The sequence below is a fragment of the Tunturiibacter gelidiferens genome, assembly GCF_051013345.1.
In the GTDB taxonomy this organism is placed as follows: domain Bacteria; phylum Acidobacteriota; class Terriglobia; order Terriglobales; family Acidobacteriaceae; genus Edaphobacter; species Edaphobacter gelidiferens_A.
On record NZ_CP132939.1, the window covers coordinates 5,374,472 to 5,394,029 of the forward strand.

The 19,558-nt window shown below is 56.8% G+C and carries 14 protein-coding genes and 4 pseudogenes; 7 read left to right on the forward strand and 11 right to left on the reverse strand.

The window, feature by feature from the left end; translation table 11 throughout:
• Positions 1–21: 21 nt before the first annotated feature.
• From RBB80_RS27060 to RBB80_RS27070, 3 genes and pseudogenes are all read right to left on the reverse strand, one after another.
• Positions 22–587: pseudogene (locus RBB80_RS27060) on the reverse strand (LysR family substrate-binding domain-containing protein).
• Between the two features lie 10 nt (positions 588–597).
• Complete coding sequence (locus tag RBB80_RS27065) at positions 598–789, reverse strand: hypothetical protein (protein ID WP_433965334.1); 192 nt, start codon at positions 787–789, stop codon at positions 598–600.
• Entirely contained in the window at positions 783–926 is a 144-nt protein-coding gene (locus RBB80_RS27070; RefSeq protein WP_433965335.1) for a LysR family transcriptional regulator, read from the reverse strand. Before RBB80_RS27070 ends, RBB80_RS27065 begins: the two co-directional genes overlap by 7 nt.
• A gap of 184 nt (positions 927–1,110) precedes the next feature.
• On the opposite strand from RBB80_RS27070, the gene RBB80_RS27075 reads away from it, so the two are divergent.
• The gene (locus RBB80_RS27075) at positions 1,111–1,335 is read left to right on the forward strand and encodes a hypothetical protein (RefSeq protein WP_433965336.1); all 225 of its coding nucleotides are present in this window, start codon (positions 1,111–1,113) and stop codon (positions 1,333–1,335) included.
• Between the two features lie 318 nt (positions 1,336–1,653).
• On the opposite strand, the gene RBB80_RS27080 is transcribed toward RBB80_RS27075, so the two are convergent.
• Positions 1,654–2,058: a hypothetical protein gene (locus RBB80_RS27080; RefSeq protein WP_433965337.1), complete on the reverse strand. Its 405-nt coding sequence runs from the start codon at positions 2,056–2,058 to the stop codon at positions 1,654–1,656.
• 851 nt (positions 2,059–2,909) lie between these two features.
• A complete protein-coding gene (locus tag RBB80_RS27085; protein ID WP_433964555.1) occupies positions 2,910–3,893 on the reverse strand; it encodes a transposase in 984 nt (327 codons plus the stop codon).
• Between the two features lie 329 nt (positions 3,894–4,222).
• Between RBB80_RS27085 and RBB80_RS27090 the strand changes: the two genes are divergently transcribed.
• Positions 4,223–5,182, forward strand: a complete 960-nt coding sequence (locus tag RBB80_RS27090; protein ID WP_433965338.1) for an IS5 family transposase — start codon at positions 4,223–4,225, stop codon at positions 5,180–5,182.
• Between the two features lie 634 nt (positions 5,183–5,816).
• Here the strand turns inward: RBB80_RS27090 and RBB80_RS27095 are convergent.
• The 3 genes and pseudogenes from RBB80_RS27095 to RBB80_RS27105 form a co-directional block, all read right to left on the reverse strand.
• Positions 5,817–6,847 (reverse strand): annotated as a pseudogene (locus RBB80_RS27095) (IS110 family transposase).
• Between the two features lie 327 nt (positions 6,848–7,174).
• Positions 7,175–7,627 carry a hypothetical protein gene (locus tag RBB80_RS27100; RefSeq protein ID WP_433965339.1) on the reverse strand — a complete coding sequence of 151 codons (453 nt, stop codon included), beginning with the start codon at positions 7,625–7,627 and terminating at the stop codon, positions 7,175–7,177.
• Positions 7,624–8,226: a hypothetical protein gene (locus RBB80_RS27105; protein ID WP_433965340.1), complete on the reverse strand. Its 603-nt coding sequence runs from the start codon at positions 8,224–8,226 to the stop codon at positions 7,624–7,626. The genes RBB80_RS27100 and RBB80_RS27105 overlap by 4 nt, the downstream gene beginning before the upstream one ends.
• Before the next feature lie 368 nt (positions 8,227–8,594).
• Between RBB80_RS27105 and RBB80_RS27110 the strand changes: the two genes are divergently transcribed.
• The 3 genes and pseudogenes from RBB80_RS27110 (at position 8,595) to hflX (ending at position 13,684) form a co-directional block, all read left to right on the forward strand.
• Complete coding sequence (locus RBB80_RS27110) at positions 8,595–10,526, forward strand: VWA domain-containing protein (RefSeq protein ID WP_433965341.1); 1,932 nt, start codon at positions 8,595–8,597, stop codon at positions 10,524–10,526.
• A gap of 341 nt (positions 10,527–10,867) precedes the next feature.
• Positions 10,868–11,992 carry an aminotransferase class I/II-fold pyridoxal phosphate-dependent enzyme gene (locus RBB80_RS27115; RefSeq protein WP_433965342.1) on the forward strand — a complete coding sequence of 375 codons (1,125 nt, stop codon included), beginning with the start codon at positions 10,868–10,870 and terminating at the stop codon, positions 11,990–11,992.
• Positions 11,993–12,118: 126 nt separating this feature from the next.
• Positions 12,119–13,684, forward strand: a pseudogene (gene hflX / locus RBB80_RS27120) (GTPase HflX).
• Positions 13,685–13,695: 11 nt separating this feature from the next.
• On the opposite strand, the gene RBB80_RS27125 reads toward hflX, so the two are convergent.
• Complete coding sequence (locus RBB80_RS27125; RefSeq protein WP_433965343.1) at positions 13,696–14,517, reverse strand: YqgE/AlgH family protein; 822 nt, start codon at positions 14,515–14,517, stop codon at positions 13,696–13,698.
• Positions 14,518–15,276: 759 nt separating this feature from the next.
• On the opposite strand from RBB80_RS27125, the pseudogene RBB80_RS27130 reads away from it, so the two are divergent.
• Positions 15,277–15,426: pseudogene (locus tag RBB80_RS27130) on the forward strand (ATP-binding protein); the annotation flags it as partial.
• Positions 15,427–15,522: 96 nt separating this feature from the next.
• Positions 15,523–16,548 (forward strand): sensor histidine kinase, encoded by a 1,026-nt coding sequence (locus RBB80_RS27135; RefSeq protein WP_433969894.1) that lies wholly within the window; start codon positions 15,523–15,525, stop codon positions 16,546–16,548.
• A 724-nt stretch (positions 16,549–17,272) separates the two neighbouring features.
• On the opposite strand, the gene RBB80_RS27140 is transcribed toward RBB80_RS27135, so the two are convergent.
• Positions 17,273–18,232, reverse strand: coding sequence for an IS5 family transposase (locus RBB80_RS27140; protein ID WP_433964127.1), 960 nt, complete (start codon positions 18,230–18,232; stop codon positions 17,273–17,275).
• Positions 18,233–18,406: 174 nt separating this feature from the next.
• Positions 18,407–18,877: a type II RES/Xre toxin-antitoxin system antitoxin gene (gene parS / locus RBB80_RS27145; protein WP_433965344.1), complete on the reverse strand. Its 471-nt coding sequence runs from the start codon at positions 18,875–18,877 to the stop codon at positions 18,407–18,409.
• Positions 18,878–19,558: the final 681 nt, after the last annotated feature.

A 19,558-nucleotide genomic window follows, 5' to 3' on the forward strand; every position in this document is an offset into this window, starting at 1 on the left:
GAGCTGTTTCTCGGTTGCAACCTAGCCGCTGCTAGCCTGTCTCCGAATGCCCTCTTTTCGTTCCCGTATCAGTTCGAGAAATGAGCGGAGGATGGGTGAATCATCAGCTTTCCTCCACGCCACTACCAACTCAACGGAGGTAGTTGGCTTGAGGTCGCAGAAAGCAAGATCGTCAGTTTTGAAGCGACGAACACCAGCCGACACCAGCCCAATTCCTTCTCCGGACTCCACATGGGTAAGGAGCCCAGACCAGTTGCTTGATAAAGTTGCGATCCGTGGAAAGAAACCAGCTTGGGAACACAAGGCAATAATCGAATCGAAGAACCGCGGCGCTGCTTCGCGCTCCATCAGAACAAAGGATTCTTCCGCCAAGTCGCTCAAGTTAACGCAAGGTCTCGCCAGGGATGCTTCCTGAGAAGCACGACACGAATCGGTTCACGAAATAGCAACTCCGTATTCAGCAGCCTGACATGCTCGCCTTGCGGTTGTCGGGTGAATGCGACGTCGATGACATTGGTGGCAAGGGCTTCGATCTGTTCCCGTGTCAACAGTTCAAAGAGCGATAACTTCGCGCCCGGATTCCGTATTCGGAAGGCTCTAACAAGAGGGGGAAAAGGCTCCTACTCCATTCACGAAGGAACCGATGCGCAGCGTTCCGGTCTCCCCGCGTGCCGAGCGTCGCGCCGTCTCTACGGCATTCTCCGCCGCTGCGAGGACTTTCCTGGCTTCCACTAGAAAATCCTTACCCGCGTTCGTCAGCCCCACCTTGCGGCAGTCGCGACTCAGCAACCCAACACGATCTCGTTTTCCAAGTCCTGTATCTGTCGACTGATGGCGGACTGAGCAACGTGCAACTTAGCGGCGGCTCGGGATATTCCACCCGAGTCCGCGACCGCAGCAAAGTAGCGTAAGTGCCGCAATTCCATGGCCTATCAATAATATCTGTTTTTGAGATGATCAAGCTTTAAGAGAGCTATGAACCCACATGCCAGTCTGGCTCTGATTGTTTGCAGACCCGCGAGACGACCGCGCTATTTTCAGCGACTACCGTTCCACAAGAAAAGTCCTCGGTACTTCGACAGTGGAGCCTGCATCTGCGGGTACCGCCGAATGGCGATTGGAGTCGGCACGGCGGAGTTCAATGCCATCCAGGTAGCCAATCCCGGTGCGGTGAATGCGGCGATTGTGCGTATGGTCCAGCAACTCGTTCGCAACCTTCAGTCCGCCTACGAGCCAGGTCAGGTCCAATTAACGATTGCTCCAGGGGGCGCCCTCCAGCCACTGAGCCATTCCGATGGCGCAGCCTGCTTCAGAGAAGAAGGAGAGCATTCGTGATACACAGGGTGCGTTTTTGCGCAGGACCTCATCGTCCTTTGATAAAGACGACCGGCGATTGAACTTCCGAAATGCTAAAGGCCAAGTTACTCATCGAGCCCTGAACAGGAGAGCCTTTTGCGTTCCGGGCGGTTGGTCGGCAATACGGACATTTCGGGGTTACTTTCGGATGCCGGTTGTTGCTCGCTACAGAGTTCGCGATTTCTCGTCGCAATTTTCATCTTTGACGGAGAACAATCGCAGGGCGTGCGGCATCGTCTCACTCTCGTTCGTGCAGAGCCTCCGCGATTGCAGGGCAGTTTGACAAGCTCTCTAGGGTCAGTAGACGCGCCTTCCGGTGATGGTGTATTTCGCGTCGGGAGGATCCTCTGAGACGATCACCTTCTCCTCCGCAGGTTTCATTGCCTCCGCAGCTTTCATCGCCTCCGCAGGCCTCTTCGCCTCTGCTGGTCTCTTCGCCTCTGCTGGTCTCATCGCCTCTGCAGGTTTCATCGCCTCTGCAGGCTTCTCTGGGATCATCGCCCACGCGAAGCCGTGCGCCAGCCACAAAAAGAAGCTGGCGAAGAGGCACACCAAAACAAGGCCAGCGAAGAGGAACACTATCTGGCCTTTCGTGTTGGCGGCGGCATACAACCCGATTGAGAAGAAGGCGACGGTTGCGAATGAGAAGCCGCCCGCGAAGCGCCCAAGTCGACGCGATAAAACACTTATGCGATTACTCATTTAGGTCCTCCGTCGCTTGCGAAATAGACCCTGTAGAGCTTATTGAACAGAGCCGCTTACCAGATAGGTTGCACCCTCCGTCTAGGGCTTCAAGTCTATCCCGATTCTTCGAGGAGGGTTAGTGTGCGAATTACCAGGTCGTGGACTTATGAAGAGGCGGAGGTTCGGGATTCGCGGCAGCAGGCTCAAGGCTTCGATTCGGATCGCTGCACAAGTTGTAGGTGGTGTGGGTACGGACCGTGCGGCCCACGTCTCGGATGAGATGTGGGCCCTGTTTCCTCAGCCAACAGGTCAAAGCAGCTCATTAACGGGTTCTGAGCGGATTGTCGGCAAACAGGAAGTAATCCAGATGTAGTGGTTCACTTCCGGATAGCCGGTCATCGCCCCGAACTCGCAACCGTGGGATTTCTCGGCCCGCGCTGCTCAATGAGTTCTATAAAAAGGGATGTCAAGAAAAAGTTTCTCCCTCGACCGGACGCCGAGAAGATTTTTGTCTCGAGATCCAGCCCACTGCCTGTGAACGTGCCCCTCGATTCGCTCGAGAGGTTTGTCTTGGCTTGTTTGCCATTCCGTGGCTTGCATCTTCCGGTGGTGACGACGCCAATCGAGTCTTAGACTTGGGCAAGCGGACCTGGTATTTGAATGTCAACCATGGTTCTATTTGAGGCTCGTGGCCTATCGCTATTTCTGGTTATCCGAGGAGGCATAGCGTGCATTAGTGACTCGGTGCCGAAGCACACAAGGCCGAACTCATTGACTGATACTCACCTCGAACCGAGCGTCTCGAGAACCCGACCGACCACCACCTAAGAGAATGGCCGGAGATGGAAAGGCCTCCTTATCAGAGACGCTCAAGCTTCTTGCCGATGCAATTGTGTGGCGTCGAAATCCACTCCTTTCTTCCAAATCGTTAGAGTGATGCTGGCAATCTTGCGTGCCAGGGTGAGACGCGCCATCGTCGGTCGCATTCCTTTTTCAAGAAGAGCAACATAGAAATCGTACAGGGGGCCAGGGTGAGTGCTAGCGGAGATCGCAGCCCCTTTGAAGAGATTCTTCACATCGGGATTATGGTTGTTACTCAGGCCACGCACGGTCATGCGCTCCCGGTTTCGTTGCAGTTTCCCTCGGACGTAGCGATACTCGCCGCTGTCGTGGGTCTCCAGCGCGAAACCACTGTAAGCCCACAGCTGGCGCTTGCTACGGAAACGGTGGGGCGTCTGCAGCTGCGCAACCAGCAAGGCTGCACGAATCGGACCGATCGAAGGAATCTGGCGAAGCAATTTCACGGCATGATGCTTGCGGCTCTCGGTCAGCAAGTCGCGTCGCGCTTGCTGACGCACTGGTTGCAGCAGATCCAGTTGCTGATAGAGCCGTTCGGCCCGGAGACGAACTCCGGGTTCCGGGATCTTGTCTAACCATTCTGTGCGATGCCGCGGTGCATAGACGCTGGTACCGCTACAGGGAATGGCCCAGCTTCGGTAGAGGGCTTTGATCCGATTCATGACTCGTGTGAGATCCTTCGTAATGGTTAGGTAGCTGCGACCTAATTCTTTTATGGTGCGCATCCCGTGCTCGCCATGGTAAACCGACGTGAGCTGGTTGCCACGCAGCAGCTCCGCCAGCTTTCGCGCATCGATTCGGTCACTCTTGCTGCCGTCTTTCAACAGGGCGTTCTTGCGCGGATCGCAGACCACGAGATGGGTGACGTGAGGTTTCAGCAGGTCATGTAACCAGGCCGCAGAGACTCCTTCTTCGAAGGTCACCGATAAACTTCCGTGTAGCCCTTGGAGGAACTCAAGGATCGTGGCCGCTTTCGTCTCCAGAATACTTTCCATGATCAACTTCCCCGGGAATCTGTGACTGCAGCCGAGATCGTTGCTTGGTGGACGTCCATGCCGATATATTTCTCTTGGCTCATAACGCCGCTCCTTTCGGTAGGTGGTGATACGAATAACCACAACCTACAGCAAAGTGGGCGCCTTTTATATTGCGTGAATTGGTGATTTCGCACTAATCGAGATGACTCTGCCTCCCGTACGAATGGCCGACGGTTCACCTCTTGGGTTATCAACCCCATTACGGATGGGTTCGCTCTAAGGAGAGTCTGCACAAGTTCTGCATCGCTTGCCTGATTGATTAATCTGATAGCTGCGAGGAGATTGCGATGAAGCAGCAGAGTCTGTCGAGTCAGGGTGTGTTTGAGAAGTACGGGCGGAAGAGTCGGCGGGAGTTGTTTCTGGACGAGATGGAGCAGGTGATTCCATGGTCTGCGCTGGAAGCCCTGGTACGACCGCACTATGCGAAGGCGGGCAAGGGACGGCAGCCGGTAGGGTTGGCGATCATGCTGCGGACTTACTTTGTGCAGCAGTGGTTCAATCTGTCGGACCCTGGGGTGGAAGAGGCGTTGTACGAGTCTGCGGCGCTGCGGCGGTTCGTTGGCCTGGACCTTGGGATTGCGCCTGCGCCGGATGAGACGACCATCCTGCGGTTCCGTCATCTGCTGGAGAGGCACGAGCTGGGCGGGTTGATGCTGGATGCGGTGAACGTGCATCTGGATGCCAGGGGCATCCGGATCGCGACGGGCACGATTGTCGATGCGACCATCCTGCATGCGCCTTCGTCGACCCAGAACGCGAGTGGCGAGCGCGACCCGGCGATGCACCAGACCAGGAAGGGCAACCAGTGGTACTTCGGCCTGAAGGCGCATATCGGCGTGGACGCGAGGGAGGGCATCGTCCACTCTGTGGCGACGAGCGCAGCCAGCGTGGCGGACTGCCACATGTTACCGGAACTGCTGCACGGCCAAGAGCGTAAGGTGTGGGGCGACGGCGGCTATCAGGGCCAGACCGACGCCATCCAAGAGGCCGCTCCGAAGGCACAGGACATGACCTGCAAGCGGACGAAGTTCAAAAACTATGTCGACGAGTTACAGAAAAAGAAGAACCGGAGTAAGTCGAGGGTGCGGGCCAAGGTAGAACATCCGTTCCGGATCCTGAAGCGCATCTTCGGCTTCGACAAAGTGAGATACAGAGGCATCGCGAAGAACCATCACCGCCTGTGCGCGAACTTCGCGCTGGTGAACCTGTACCTGCACCGCAAACGTCTGGCAGTCCTTGGGCAGTAGTGCGCCTGGAAGCCCCGGAAAACGGGCGGATGCGCGTTCCAATTAGCCCTCCAACAGCATCAAACCAACCAAAACCCGCGCATCTTCCATGCCCACTCCCTGACCCCAGAAAGTCAGACGCCTACGCAGAGGTTCCCTAAAGTCCTTGCCACTTGCATGTAACAACTGTTTCATGTGACGTCTGTTACATAAAAGAAATGCCAGAACGCAGAGACGTACTCCTGGGAAAGATCGTAGATGCCCTGCTCGCTTCTCCGCTCGTGTGCATCAGCTTGTGTTCTTCGGTTGCTCCAGTCTCGGTATCGAGCATGGCGATTTGTTGAAAGCTAGGATGAAAATCACAACCTACTATGATCATCGGACCTCCTCCTCCCGCTGACCCTGGTCTCTAAACCAGACATAGTCTACGGGCTTCACTTGAGCCTTCGCCCTTATCTAATCAGCCTTTGGTTAGAGAGTGGAGTCTCCTGGCATGATGAGTTACGCTGCGTGCTCTTCCTGATAAACGGGACGGTCCTGGAAGACCATTTTCGGGAGCAGGTTGCGAGCACGCCGTTGGGAACTGTTCGTTCGTCTTAGCTATCCAGTGCAGACCTTGGTTGGAGAACTTGATGCCGGTGGTGGCTAATCTTGCTTAGGCAGTCATTGCGTCCGGAACCGCTCGATAGTCCTGTCCGCTCGAGAGAACGGCCCACGCGATACGGCGAGCTTGTTAGCTGCGGCTGTGATCACTACCTTGACCGGGGACCGGCGCTCAAGAGCGTTAAGCCAGGGACTGAACGGCGATCGTTCTCGCTTGACGCGGAGGACGGCGGATCGGGCACCATGCACAAGCAGCTTCCTCAGATAGCTGTTGCCGCGCTTGCTGATGCCGAAGAGTCTGATCTTGCCGCCGGTCGAGTGCTGTCGCGGCACAAGTCCCAGCCAGGAGGAGAACTCCCGGCCCTTATGAAAGGCCGCTCCGTTGCCGATCGCCGCTACGATCGCGGTTGCAACCAGAGGCCCAATACCCGGGATCTGTCTGAGTCGCTGGCAGGCTGGATCGGAAGAGGCGATCTGTTCAACCTCCACGTTCATCGCAACGATCTGCTGCTCCAGATCCTTCCACTCGCTCCAGAGCAGGCTGACGAGGTTGCGCATGCGTAGCGTCAGGTTCGCATCTGCGTTCTCGAGGATCTCTGGCATCGCCAGCTTCAGCTTCGCGGGCGTCTTTGCGAACACCATGCCACGCTCGAGCAGGAAGGCCCGTAGTTGGTTGATGACGGAGGTTCGACGGGCGACGAGGCGATCACGCACACGATGCATCGCCTGAAGGTCAAGCTGGTCGTCTGTCTTGATCGGAACCAAGCGCATGTTCTGTCGGTCCACTACTTCGGCGATGGCTTCCGCATCCAGAAAGTCGTTCTTGTTCGACTTCACGAATGGCTTCACGAACTGAGCCGGGATCAGCTTCACGTCGTGACCTTGTTCTCTCAGAGCACGACCGAGGAAGTGAGCACCCGAACAAGCCTCCATACCGATCAGGCAGGTCTGCAGGTTGGCGGTAAATACAATGAGCTGCTTCTGGGTGAACTTCCTCCTCAACAGCACCTTGCCAGCTGCGTTGAGGGCTACGAGGTGAAAGGTCGTCTTGCCGAGATCAATGCCAACCGAACGAATCTCCATGTCGATGATCCTCCTTGAACCTGCCAACAAGATCACCCAATTCAATGTGGAGATCAAGCGGCGGACCATCTCATTAACAGGGTTATGGGAAACTCGGGCACAACGAGTCAAAGCGAACGCGCTGCTTAGCATCTGCCACGTCCGCGCATAGTTCCTTAGGAGATGGCGATTCTTCGACAACGGAGCAGGACAACTATGCGTTACTTCTCGCGAGCGACTCACAATGGGCATCAATACGGCTCAATGTTCCGTATCAACTCAGATGTTGTCTTCGTGTGCGCCACGCCAATGTTCGGCCCATTCAGCATGTGACTCACGCTAATAGGCCTACTGTGAAGGCGGCAACAGTACCGTGCGTTTTCCCTCGGCCGGCTTCAACGACGGATCGGTAGGAATGGTGTTCAACCCCTTGATCTCATCCTGGCTCGCAACCGCAGCTGTAGTCCCTGAAGGCCGAATGAAAAGGTCATCTCTCTCCAATGAGACCTCCAGACTGTGAACTCCGGCTTTCCTATCTTTCCCTCGCGGGTACTCTAAAATGTAGCGCTCCCGCACCATCTGCGTGAATTCCTTGAGCCTCCAGGACTCGACCTTTCGCTCCGTCTGCATTTCGACCCCGCCGCTCAGTTCACAGATCTGGTCGAGCTTATCTTCCGGCGATTGCAGCAGAGGCGAGTGCCGAATGATCTGCTGATTGATCAAAGCTGCACTCTTGACCTGCATCTGCGAAGTGTTAGTCAGGGCAAAGACTGCCGCTGACTCGATCTGTGCCCGGTTCATAACCTGCGTCCAGGCAGTCTTGCTCCCCTCATCCTGGCCGTCCGATACAACCAGAAGGACCGTCTTCCAGGTTGCTGCTCAAGATCAGCAAGCGCCTTTGCCATGGAATCCCATAGTGGCATGGTAGGCTTGCACGCCGCTCCGGAACTCTGCTTTTCTCCACCTGACCGCCATGCCCCCAACGCCTTGTCGACTGCGTCCTTGAGTCCAGCCGAATTTGCAGGTTTGAAGTACACCGTGCGAATCAGGTTGCAATCGAATCGGTAGACCGCGACGAGGTCCTGCGGGTGGAGGTAGTCCGGCGCCAGATCACCAATCGCCTGGGCAAGTTGCGGGAGGAGTTCGTTCTTTGGCTTGGATGTATCAATAAGGACCGCCAGGGAGATGGGGTCGTCACCCTCTTGCCGCACATATTTGGGAGCGAACGCAGGTCCGGAGTCCAGTCTGACTCGAAACTTCGACGTATCGACCGGCTTCATCCGTTGATGATCCGAAGTCAGTACGAGTACAGGAATCTGCTCGAGATTGGTATAGACATGGAGGGTGGGAGGCGGGGGCTGGACCGCGGGCGATGGCGCGGATTGAGCGGATGGAACCATGTCGGGCCTGGCTTCGGCGGGCGCTTGAGCCTGCGCTCGCCTGCAACAATGAGCAAATGACAAGCCGACGCAGATCGACACGAGAGCTACGCTTTGTGACTCTCGGCGGCCTATCACCATAAACCTTGTCGGTCTCATGCTGGCATTATGTCAAAAGCGGCAGAAATGACGCCAATCTGAATCGGAAGCCCGCGAAAATGTAAGGGTCGAACAAGCCCGCTCTTTCTTATGCCGAAGCCCGGCAGCGCAGCAGGACTGGAACAGTGACCGAGTGCTGATCGTCAATCTCCGAACTGCAGAGATACGTCCGCTTCTGCAAAGATGGTAGCCTTGAGCCGTCCGAGGTTAGGACATACGAGGAGCACTCGATGAGCGGTACAACTCTTGCGTTTGTCCTTTGCCTGGGGAGCTCCGCGTTCCTGGGCTGCTTCGCCGAGGCGCAAACAGCGGCCACGTCGAGTGACCAAATCGATAAGAGCGATGCGACACTGCATGCGAAAGCGCAACTGGTCGAAGTGGATGTAATGGTGACAGACCGTCAGGGAAACCCTGTACATCATCTGCAGGAGTCGGACTTCAGCGTCTTTGAGGATAAAGCACAACAGACGGTCAAGAGTTTCGATGAGCATGAAACCAGCGGTAGTCCATCTCCTGCTTCTTCTCTTCCTGCAGGCGTTTTTTCGAACGCACAGGTTTTGCCTGAGAAGTCGCCTGTCGATGTCTTACTTCTCGATTCGCTCAATACGCCCTCGGAGAGTCAGCCTTACCTCCGCGATCAGCTTGTAAGCTATGTTGTCGACCACGCAAAGCCCGGAACTCGTCCGGCGATCTTTGTCCTGAACACGCGTCTGCGCATGCTGCAGGGTCTCACCAGTGATCCTGCCTTGCTGAAGATCGCGTTGATGCAGCAGGGCGTAAAGTTCTCGCCTCTGCTCCAGCGCGATCTGAACGACAGCCCAGTCCATGAGATTTCAAGGACGCTTACCGATATCATCACCTCCACCCCGGGAGGAAACGCCCTTGTCGCACAAGTCCAGAGCATGATGCTCAACACGGACGCTCGCATGACATCGGAGAAGATCCAGATGCGCGTGCAGCTGTCGCTTTCGGCATTGGATGAGTTGTCACGCTATCTGGCGGGTATCCCGGGCCGCAAGAACCTTATCTGGTTTTCTGGCGCATTTCCCACGACGATCCTTCGGGATGCGCAAACGACAGGAAATGAGTTCGCTGGCAATGCCGATATGCAGGACGAGGTCAACAAGACTTTGGGGCTGCTGGCCCGCAGCCGCGTAGCTGTGTCGCCCGTCGATGCGCGAGGTCTGGAGCCGCCACCTTCCGCGTCCTCGAGCGAGCGTGGGGAGTCCCCCGATACCCAACAGCTAACCTATGGGACAACGTCGTTGATGCCACGGGACAATCAGCTCTACCACGATGTGGCCAGCGAGCATATCACTATGCAGGAGATGGCGGAGGCGACTGGCGGAATGGCTCTGTACAACACTAATGGCCTGTCGAATGCAATCGACAAAGTGATCGCTGCGGCACATAGCTACTACACGCTCTCCTATACGCCACCGGGCGGGAAACGTGCGGGTGCGCTCCGTGAGATTACGGTTAAGCTGAAGCAGAGTGGGATGCATCTGGCGTACCGTCACGAATATTCTTCTGATCTCACATTCTCCCAGTCGGGGACCGCTGGCGCGATGCCACCTCCGGGCGGCAGCTCCGCGGCAGTCAGGGCATCGATGGCTCCCTACACGGCCGATGCCACCGAGGTGCTGTTTGAGGTCTCTCCGCGACGGGTGGAGAGTTCAGCGGCGCCCGCTGCCGCAAGTGGCGCACCGGCTACGAAGTGGGTAGGTGAGACTGCCTTTGAGGATGGTCCACATGTGCAATACACCGTCACTTTGAACTTCGATCCAAAGACGGTATCTTTCACAGAATCTCCAGACGGCAAGGTCCATGGAGTGCTCGATTTTATCTTAATTATCTACGACGCCAAGGGGAGACAGATCGACTCGAAGCTCGACCGGGCAGTCCTTGATCTTGAGCCTGCTCGCTACAAAAAACTCTTGTCCGATGGCATGCGCTTTCGCTTCAATCTCGTTCTTCCCTCCCAAGGGGACGAGATACTTCGCTTTGGAGTGCATGATGCGGTGACCGATCACATCGGGACCTTCGAACTGTCAGCCGATGCGATTCGTGGCAGCGGCGATACCGAGCCTGGTAAGTCAACCCACATACACTTGGGCGTTTCGCAGTCACTTCCAAGGCTCCCAGCTTATGTCTATTTATAACCCGAAGTTGGCATGCGTACATTATGACTTGGTTCGACTGACCTCGCAGAGCCTACCGAAGTAGCTTCAAAGTTGTCGGCAAACCGCACCTTACGCTGGGGAAGGAATCCACGGCTCCCAAGTAGTTTGCTGAAAAGGCATGGTTTGTATGATGGCACCACTTTAGCGGCGTCGTAACAGGTCCGCATTTACTGCCCGCTTAGGGACCGAGGCCGCCCAACGCGGGTGTGCAGCAAAACTGTTTAAACGCTGGATTCTCATCGCTCGTAAACTAAAAAATCATCCGCCCCTTGGCTTGCGGAATCTATACCAGGAGCCAACTTCTCTTCTGAGGTGCCTGCATGCAACTCAAACCCTTCTTGCTCGACGCCTGGCTCAACCAGTTCGAACACGACATAGAATTCAATCTCGCTGCGAGCACCGGGCCGACCTGGACCATAAACGACATCCTCGCCCTCGCCGACGACGAAACGCGTCACCGCTTCCTCAACCACCACCTGGTTTACAGCCGCCCCGCCGGCGCCGACAGTCTGCGTGAGGCGATCGCTGAAATGCAGAGTGTCCCGGTAGAGTCGGTGCAAATCGTCACAGGCGCCTCCGAGGCGCTCGTGGCCCTGATGTGGCTGGCCGCCGAGCCCGGCGCGAACGTAATCATCCCGCTGCCTGGATTCACGACTTTCTCGGCGCTACCGGAATCTCTTGGCTTGGAAACCCGCTTTTATCGCGTGCGCCGCGAGAATGGCTTCCGCATCGACCCCGACGAGATCAAGCGGCTCGTCGACTCGAAGACCAAGCTTATTCTGGTCAACAGCCCGCACAACCCGACGGGCGCGACCATCGGCGACGCCGAAATGGAAGCCTTGCACGACTTCACCGCCAAGCGCGGAATCCAGCTCATCAGTGACGAGGTCTACCATCCCATCTACCATGGAAGGCAAACGAAATCGGCGGCGCGCCTGCAGCACGCCACCGTGATCGCCGACCTGTCAAAGGCATTTTCTATTGCCGGAGTGCGCACGGGATGGATGATCGAACACGATGCCAAGCGCCTCCAGCAATACTGGACCGCGCGCGCCTACTTCTCCATCTGCAACACCACCACGGGAGAAATTCTCTCGGAGATCGCAATCCGCAAACGTGACGTCGTGCTCGGGAAGACGCAAGAAGCAGCCACCCGCAATCTCAAGCTCCTCGAGCGCTTCATGGCCGACCATCGCGACGTACTCGGCTGGATTCCGCCGGAAGGCGGCATGACCGCGTTCCCCTGGCTGGTGAGCGGAGAGAGCGACCGCCGGTTCTGCCAGGCCGCCACCAAGCATGGGATCCTGCTAGCCCCCGGCGATTGCTTCGATGTGCCCTCGCATTTCCGCCTGGGCTTCGCCGCCGCCGGAGACAATTTCTCCAAGGCGCTCGACCGTTTCGGAGCGTTCGTGAAGAGCTGGTCGGCGAAGATGGTGACAGCGTGATGGTGTTCGCGAATGAACGATTGCCATCGGTGCGGCACCTTAGCGATGCTTAAGCGAGAAGAAGTGATCTCCCACCAGTATCATTATGAGAGTCGGTCGGAAACCCGGCCCTGAATTGAGACAACTTTGACCAGCAAGAAGGCTTCGCTTGACGGCACCCCGGATCAAGCGCAATCACGCCGGAATCGCGGAAAGACCGTCCGTCGTAGTCTTGTCGAAGCAAGTGAGGCCCAAGACGCGGCACTCCTCGCCCGCGAACTCCGTACCTCGCAAACTCAGCAGGAACTTGCCGTGATTGTCGTGGTCGAGTTTACCGGCGAACTTCGCAAGCGCAAGCAACTCACCGCAGCCGCTCGCCTTGCCCGCACCGCGGCCGCCGTCATGGCTGGAAAAGAAGACCTTCCGGGCCACGCACCCTCCACCCTCGACTTCGAGGCCAGCCGTGCAGAGTTCGAGGAACTCGCCCGATCAGCCGGTGCAACCATTGCCGCCACCCTCGTCCAACGCCGCCAGAGGCCCGATCCTTCCAGTCTCGTCGGCCAAGGCAAACTCGACGAAATTGTTGAGGTCGTCGCCTCCACCAACGCCTCGCTTGTCCTCTTCGACCACGACCTCACCCCTCACAACTCCGCAACATCGAATCCCGGCTACCCTGCCACGTCATCGACCGTTCGCAGCTCATCCTCGACATCTTCGCCCGCCATGCCAAGACCCGCGAAGGCCAGCTGCAGGTAGAACTCGCGCAGCTCGAATACCAACTGCCCCGTCTGTCCGGACGCGGTCGCGCCATGTCGCAGCTTGGCGGCGGCATCGGAACCCGGGGCCCGGGAGAAACCCAGCTCGAGACCGATCGCCGCAAGATCAACCTTCGGATCGACCACATCAAGGCCCAGCTCGACGACGTCCGCCGCATCCGCCATCAGCAGCGGCAGCGCCGCGAGGCAGTCCCGGTCCCCGTTGTCGCCCTCGTCGGCTATACCAACGCCGGCAAAAGCACCCTCTTCAATGCCCTCACCGAGGCCGGCGTGCTCGAATCGGCCCGCATGTTCGCTACCCTCGATCCGAAGCTACGGCAGCTGCAGCTTCCTTCCCGCCGCAAGATCCTGCTCTCCGATACCGTCGGCTTCATCCGCAACCTTCCTCACACACTCGTTACGAGCTTCCGCGCTACCCTCGAAGAGGTCGAGAGAGCCGAAATTCTTCTCCACGTCCAGGACGCCGCCAGCCCTGTCCGCGAATAGCAGAAAACTCAGGTTGAAAGAGTCTTAGCCGAGCTTGCAGTCTCGACCAAGCCTGTCATCCAGGTCTTGAACAAGGTCGATCTCGTCCCGCCCCAGGAACTCGCCCACCTCTCCAGCGATCGCGAAGCGATTCCCGTCTCCTCGCTTCAGCACACCGGCCTTGAACAACTCCTGACTGCCATCGATGCCGCGCTCGTGGTCGACCCGCTCGTCGAATCCAGTTTTCGGCTCCCGCAATCCGAAGGCTCCATCCTCGCCTCGCTCGAAGGCGGAGCTATCATCGACGAGAAACGCTTCGAAGGAAACCTCGTCTTTCTCCGAGCCCGCGGACCAGCATTCCCTTCTTGACCGGTACCGCCGTTTCCGTGATAGACATGATCGTTCCAAGCCCCTCTTGCACGATGATCAAACTACTTCGGGGTATTGTGCGAAATATCGGCTTGGTGAATGACTCGGGATTTATCAAAACAATTCTACTGGCTGGGAGATTTCTACGAAGGGCTCAGTCTTCGCCAATCGCAACTCTGTCTTCTGAATCATCTGCAACCACAAAGAATCCGGATCTGAATTGAATATTGTGGCGGTGTCTGCCGGAAAAACGAACCACGCGCCCAATTGCACCTCGGTCCGCAATTGAGCTTGCGTCCATCCGGCATATCCCAGGTAAACGTGAAAAACGTTAGGGTCAGGCCGCGCCGAAATTGTTTTTTCAAAGAGGCCTTTGTCGGAGATCAAATAGACACCACCGAAGATGTTCTCAGCTTTTTCAATCTTGGCCGAGGACTGAAAAAGTGCAAATGCAGCTGAAGGTTCCATTGGACCCCCGATATAGACGGGGTCGGAGCGGTCTTTCGCGGCTTTGAGATCAAGAACTTGAGAAAGCGGCACATCTGTGCGCCGGTTGAGAAATAGTCCGACTACGCCATTTTCATCGTAGTGAACTAGCAGGATTACTGTTCCAGCGAAATGCGGGTCGCCGATGCCGCGGCTCGCGACGAGCAACTTTCCAATACCTAAATCTTTGGGGTTCTTGAATTGAATCGGAAGAAATGACGCCGGCAGCAATTCGCCTTTCCTGCGGAATGCCTTGAGCCATCGACTTGGCTCGTTTGCCGGCCAGCTGAGGTACCGAGGCAATGCCGGAGTGTCAGGCGCAGGAGCGCGCAACAACGTATTCGGCTTCGGCACATCAAATTCCGCCTTGTAAACGTTGACCCTTTCGGGCTCCGCCAAGGCAACGATCGCGAACAGCATTGCGAACAGCAACCCTTTGCGCAACGACATGATCGGTATCCTTCCCAGAGGAGATTATCCGATTTTTTCTAGAGGTCCGACCCGAGATTTCTGTTCTCTCCCGCTTTCCGATCACTCCGGACCTCGAACCTCCTGGCACGTCAGGACCTCAACGCAGGGCCGTCATAGCCCTCTTCGAGCGCGTCGACAGCAATTCGCGGAAGCTTTCAATACTGTAGATCCTCATAATAGTACCGAACCGCAAGCTGCCCAGGATTATGGCGCATGGGCCGCACACCTCACCGATTGAGGATAAAACCTGGATCGCGGGAGTGTTGTCAGCCACTCGGACATTATCTCCTCCTTGGCGGGTAATGTCCGGATAGCCCGTAATACGGGAGTTGCGGCCAATCACTTCTCACAACAAGACATAACACCGAGCTGTGAGCAAGCAATTAGTAGCGAACATCAATGGATCGAACCCGGTCATCCTGCGGTGTAGGAAGTTTTTTCCACTCGGCAACCTCGATCGTTTTGACTTTCGATTCTCTCCAATCCGATCGTAAGGTTTTCCTGAGACTGGATGAACCGCTCACGAAAACAAAGGTTTCTCTCTGATATGTTGTTAGGCAACAGTTTTGCGTTTGATAGGGAGATTGCACGCCTGTGATAGCACGTGATCTTATCGATCGGCTGGCGGAGCATAGAACTCTGAGCGCAGCGTCCCGGACTGAGCTGGAGTGGCTGGCAGCGCACGGGTCCATTCGAAATCTGAATACTGGAGACGCACTAAGTAGGAAGGGCCACCCGGTGGAGGGCCTTTACATCATTCTTTCCGGACGACTGGTTGTGTTTGTCGATCGTGGCGACGGGCCGAGCAAATTTGTTGAGTGGCGTGAAGGAGATGTCACGGGTTTGTTGCCGTATTCACGGATGGTGACTCCGCCCGGCGATGTGCGTGCCCTGGAACCGGTGGAGGTTTTCGCGATACCCCGCGAGCATCTCAGGTCGATAACGCGAGAATGCTACGAAATCACTGCGATTTTGGTGCATAGGATGCTGGATCGCGCCCGGCTTTTTACCTCAAGTGAGCTGCAAAATGAAAAGATGATCTCGCTGGGCAAACTGTCGGCGGGTTTGGCGCACGAACTCAATAATCCTGCCTCGGCAATCGAGCGTTGCGCGGCGATGCTTGAGGATCGTCTGAAAGACTCCGGAGAGGCTACGCGCGATCTGGCTGCAGAGACGCTGAACGATGAGCAGATTGCCGCCGTGGAGGCGGTTCGCAGGTCCTGCGTCGCGAAACAGGGCCGTGAGGTGCGCTCTCCGCTGGAACAGTCTGATCACGAAGAGGCGATTGAAGCGTGGCTTGCCGGGCACGGACTGGACACGGCGAACGCACAGATGCTCGCCGATACCGAGGTGACATTTGAGGCGTTGGAGTTGCTGGCGGCTGGGGTGGAGCGACCAGCATTGAACGCGGTGTTGCGGTGGGCAGGTGCCGACTGTGCGGTGCGAAATCTGACTTCGAAGATTCAGGATTCGGCGATACGCATCTCTAGCCTGGTGAATGCGGTGAAGGGATTTACCCACATGGACCAGGCGAACGTGGCGGAGCCGGTGGACCTGGGGTCATGCCTGGCGAACACAGTGGCGGTACTTCAGTCGAAGGCGCATGAGAAGTCGGTGGATGTAACGCTGGAGTTGGAGGCCGAACTACCAAAGGTCCGTGGCTTCGCTGCCGAATTGAATCAGGTATGGGGAAATTTGATCGACAACGCATTGGACGCCGCGGTCAATGGAGGCCACGTGCAAGTGCTTGCGAATCGAGAGAAACAAAGTGTTGTCGTGCGAATCCTCGATGACGGCGCCGGCGTTCCGGCCGAGATTCGCGACCGAATCTTCGATCCATTCTTCACCACCAAACCAATGGGACAAGGGACCGGTCTCGGGCTCGACATCGCCCGGCGTCTCGTACGCCACAACGACGGCGCGATCACTTTCGAATCGCAACCCGGCCGGACAGAGTTTCGAGTCACGCTGCCGGTCGCGGAGATTGCCCCGTCCGGAGTTGTGCGATGACTGGACCTTTCACTCTTTGTGGATGACGAACGGATGGTCGGCTATCCGGAAAGTACGAGCTTGCGTACAACGGCCGACTTGCACTAAGACGTATAGCTACTCGTTGCTTAAGCGTGACTTTCGAGATAAGCGTTGCACACAGTTGAAATTGCTGCATGGTTGTGTTCTGTTATCCGAGTCAATTCCCGCTGCAATAAGAGGTCTAATCCCTTAGACCGCCCTACACGCGGCTCAGCCATGCAGTGATCGTTCTAGATAGAGCGTCGGGAGTCCCCCAGGATTAGAACAGCATTACAAATCGATTCCAATCCCCTGGCGGGACTGGAATCGGGTCAACCTACAACAACATATCTGTAGGTTTGCGGAAAAGCTGCCTCCCTTCTTATTTCCCTGCAAGTCAGAAATAATTTGATATAAGTGCTGGGTTTAGCAATATCGAAAGGCTGTCTGTTTAGACTAGGATTATTACGAATCTTTCGACGACATTCAGGTGCTTCAGAACTTCCGACCTCCCGTCAATGCGCGATCCGCATTGACGGGAGCTTTTGGGGCGTTGTGCGTCACAATTCAAATGCCGGGTGACGCTAGGGAACCTCTGCGTAGGCGTCTGACTTTCTGGGGTCAGGGAGTGGGCATGGAAGATGCGCGGGTTTTGGTTGGTTTGATGCTGTTGGAGGGCTAATTGGAACGCGCATCCGCCCGTTTTCCGGGGCTTCCAGGCGCACTACTGCCCAAGGACTGCCAGACGTTTGCGGTGCAGGTACAGGTTCACCAGCGCGAAGTTCGCGCACAGGCGGTGATGGTTCTTCGCGATGCCTCTGTATCTCACTTTGTCGAAGCCGAAGATGCGCTTCAGGATCCGGAACGGATGTTCTACCTTGGCCCGCACCCTCGACTTACTCCGGTTCTTCTTTTTCTGTAACTCGTCGACATAGTTTTTGAACTTCGTCCGCTTGCAGGTCATGTCCTGTGCCTTCGGAGCGGCCTCTTGGATGGCGTCGGTCTGGCCCTGATAGCCGCCGTCGCCCCACACCTTACGCTCTTGGCCGTGCAGCAGTTCCGGTAACATGTGGCAGTCCGCCACGCTGGCTGCGCTCGTCGCCACAGAGTGGACGATGCCCTCCCTCGCGTCCACGCCGATATGCGCCTTCAGGCCGAAGTACCACTGGTTGCCCTTCCTGGTCTGGTGCATCGCCGGGTCGCGCTCGCCACTCGCGTTCTGGGTCGACGAAGGCGCATGCAGGATGGTCGCATCGACAATCGTGCCCGTCGCGATCCGGATGCCCCTGGCATCCAGATGCACGTTCACCGCATCCAGCATCAACCCGCCCAGCTCGTGCCTCTCCAGCAGATGACGGAACCGCAGGATGGTCGTCTCATCCGGCGCAGGCGCAATCCCAAGGTCCACGCCAACGAACCGCCGCAGCGCCGCAGACTCGTACAACGCCTCTTCCACCCCAGGGTCCGACAGATTGAACCACTGCTGCACAAAGTAAGTCCGCAGCATGATCGCCAACCCTACCGGCTGCCGTCCCTTGCCCGCCTTCGCATAGTGCGGTCGTACCAGGGCTTCCAGCGCAGACCATGGAACCACCTGCTCCATCTCGTCCAGAAACAACTCCCGCCGACTCTTCCGCCCGTACTTCTCAAACACACCCTGACTCGACAGACTCTGCTGCTTCATCGCAATCTCCTCGCAGCTATCAGATTAATCAATCAGGCAAGCGATGCAGAACTTGTGCAGACTCTCCCTAGCCAGTATCAAGCCTGGCGAATAACTAAGACCACAGATATGCGTACGCCAGCACCCTACCGTTATTCCCGCTGTAAGGTGGTGATTGATAAAGGCTAGGTTGTATCAAGAATAGGTTCCATCGGCGAGCCGTCCGATCAGGTCGCGGACTTCGCGAGCACCGAACTCGCTTTGGGCGAAGTCAATAGGGCGTGCGTTGCCGAGGCCGCGGACCGGAGAGGCGAGCCAAGTTCGGGCCGCGTCGGTATCGCCGTCGAACAGTTCGAGGACGGCCTGAGAAATTTCGGCGAGGCGCAGCACTTGTTCGGACTCTCTGCGGTCGAAGGTCCCGACCTCTCGGCGGCGGGCGAAGGTTCGCTCGGGGATGGTGAGATACTTGGCGAGGTCCTGCTGAGAGAGCCCGGTGATATTGAGGAACTTGCGTACGGCGTTCCAACTCAGGCCGAATTGGACAGCCCGCATGAGCGATGCAGTCTCCATGCTTTTCAAGCCGAGCGCTTTGCCGATGCGTGTTCCAGGCATGCGGGTCGCTGACGGGACGAATGTGGCGATGGATTTGATATTAGGAACTGCCATGCACATAGCGTACCCCCGGAAGCTGACAAAATGGCGGAATGCTATTGCCAAAATGGGGGTGGTTGGCGAGAGACAATAGAGTTTCATCCCGGAACAATAGAGTCTCGTCCGGAAGTGTCTGGAGAAAGCTGTTCGATCGGAAGGCCCGACAACTGCTACGTCACTTAGCGTCATCTGAGGATGAAACCTTATCGTCCGTGCACATCTCATTGAGGAGGGCCAGATGTTCGTGCTGGCTGCAATGGAATGCTGCCACTGAGTGCAACGGAACATTATGCTGCCGCCGCGTGCAATCCAATCCTGCCATTTAATTCGAAGCGGTCTCGATTGCCAAATCCGGCGGTCCGCGGCGGCATGGCGACTCCGGTCGGAGCAACAGGCGGTAAGGTGCGGTTTGCCCGTGATTCGCCCGGAACGCAAAATTGGACCTCTTGGGAACTCTGGCTTGCTCGGTGAGTGCTTCGGCAATTTTGCGCCAAATGACGAAAGTGCGCCGGAATTACTAAGATCCCAACTATCGCGAAGCTTAAATCGGTCGCTTAGCTAACTCGAAGTGCTTTCGCGCCTGGGTAGGCTGTCGTGCGCTAAAACGAATACTTGCCGCATCCTGCGGTTACAGGCAAGATGTTGGGGTGAAGGAACTGGCTCCTGGCACGTTGCTCGGGCACTACAAGATCGTCC

What these genes read in the sequence shown, in the direction of transcription:
- RBB80_RS27070 (WP_433965335.1), bottom strand. Translation starts at nt 926, where the DNA reads ATGGAATTGCGGCACTTACGCTACTTTGCTGCGGTCGCGGACTCGGGT.
- RBB80_RS27075 (WP_433965336.1), top strand. Translation starts at nt 1,111, where the DNA reads ATGGCGATTGGAGTCGGCACGGCGGAGTTCAATGCCATCCAGGTAGCC.
- RBB80_RS27080 (WP_433965337.1), bottom strand. Translation starts at nt 2,058, where the DNA reads ATGAGTAATCGCATAAGTGTTTTATCGCGTCGACTTGGGCGCTTCGCG.
- RBB80_RS27085 (WP_433964555.1), bottom strand. Translation starts at nt 3,893, where the DNA reads ATGGAAAGTATTCTGGAGACGAAAGCGGCCACGATCCTTGAGTTCCTC.
- RBB80_RS27090 (WP_433965338.1), top strand. Translation starts at nt 4,223, where the DNA reads ATGAAGCAGCAGAGTCTGTCGAGTCAGGGTGTGTTTGAGAAGTACGGG.
- RBB80_RS27100 (WP_433965339.1), bottom strand. Translation starts at nt 7,627, where the DNA reads ATGAACCGGGCACAGATCGAGTCAGCGGCAGTCTTTGCCCTGACTAAC.
- RBB80_RS27105 (WP_433965340.1), bottom strand. Translation starts at nt 8,226, where the DNA reads ATGGTTCCATCCGCTCAATCCGCGCCATCGCCCGCGGTCCAGCCCCCG.
- RBB80_RS27110 (WP_433965341.1), top strand. Translation starts at nt 8,595, where the DNA reads ATGAGCGGTACAACTCTTGCGTTTGTCCTTTGCCTGGGGAGCTCCGCG.
- RBB80_RS27115 (WP_433965342.1), top strand. Translation starts at nt 10,868, where the DNA reads ATGCAACTCAAACCCTTCTTGCTCGACGCCTGGCTCAACCAGTTCGAA.
- RBB80_RS27125 (WP_433965343.1), bottom strand. Translation starts at nt 14,517, where the DNA reads ATGTCGTTGCGCAAAGGGTTGCTGTTCGCAATGCTGTTCGCGATCGTT.
- RBB80_RS27135 (WP_433969894.1), top strand. Translation starts at nt 15,523, where the DNA reads ATGCTGGATCGCGCCCGGCTTTTTACCTCAAGTGAGCTGCAAAATGAA.
- RBB80_RS27140 (WP_433964127.1), bottom strand. Translation starts at nt 18,232, where the DNA reads ATGAAGCAGCAGAGTCTGTCGAGTCAGGGTGTGTTTGAGAAGTACGGG.
- parS (WP_433965344.1), bottom strand. Translation starts at nt 18,877, where the DNA reads ATGGCAGTTCCTAATATCAAATCCATCGCCACATTCGTCCCGTCAGCG.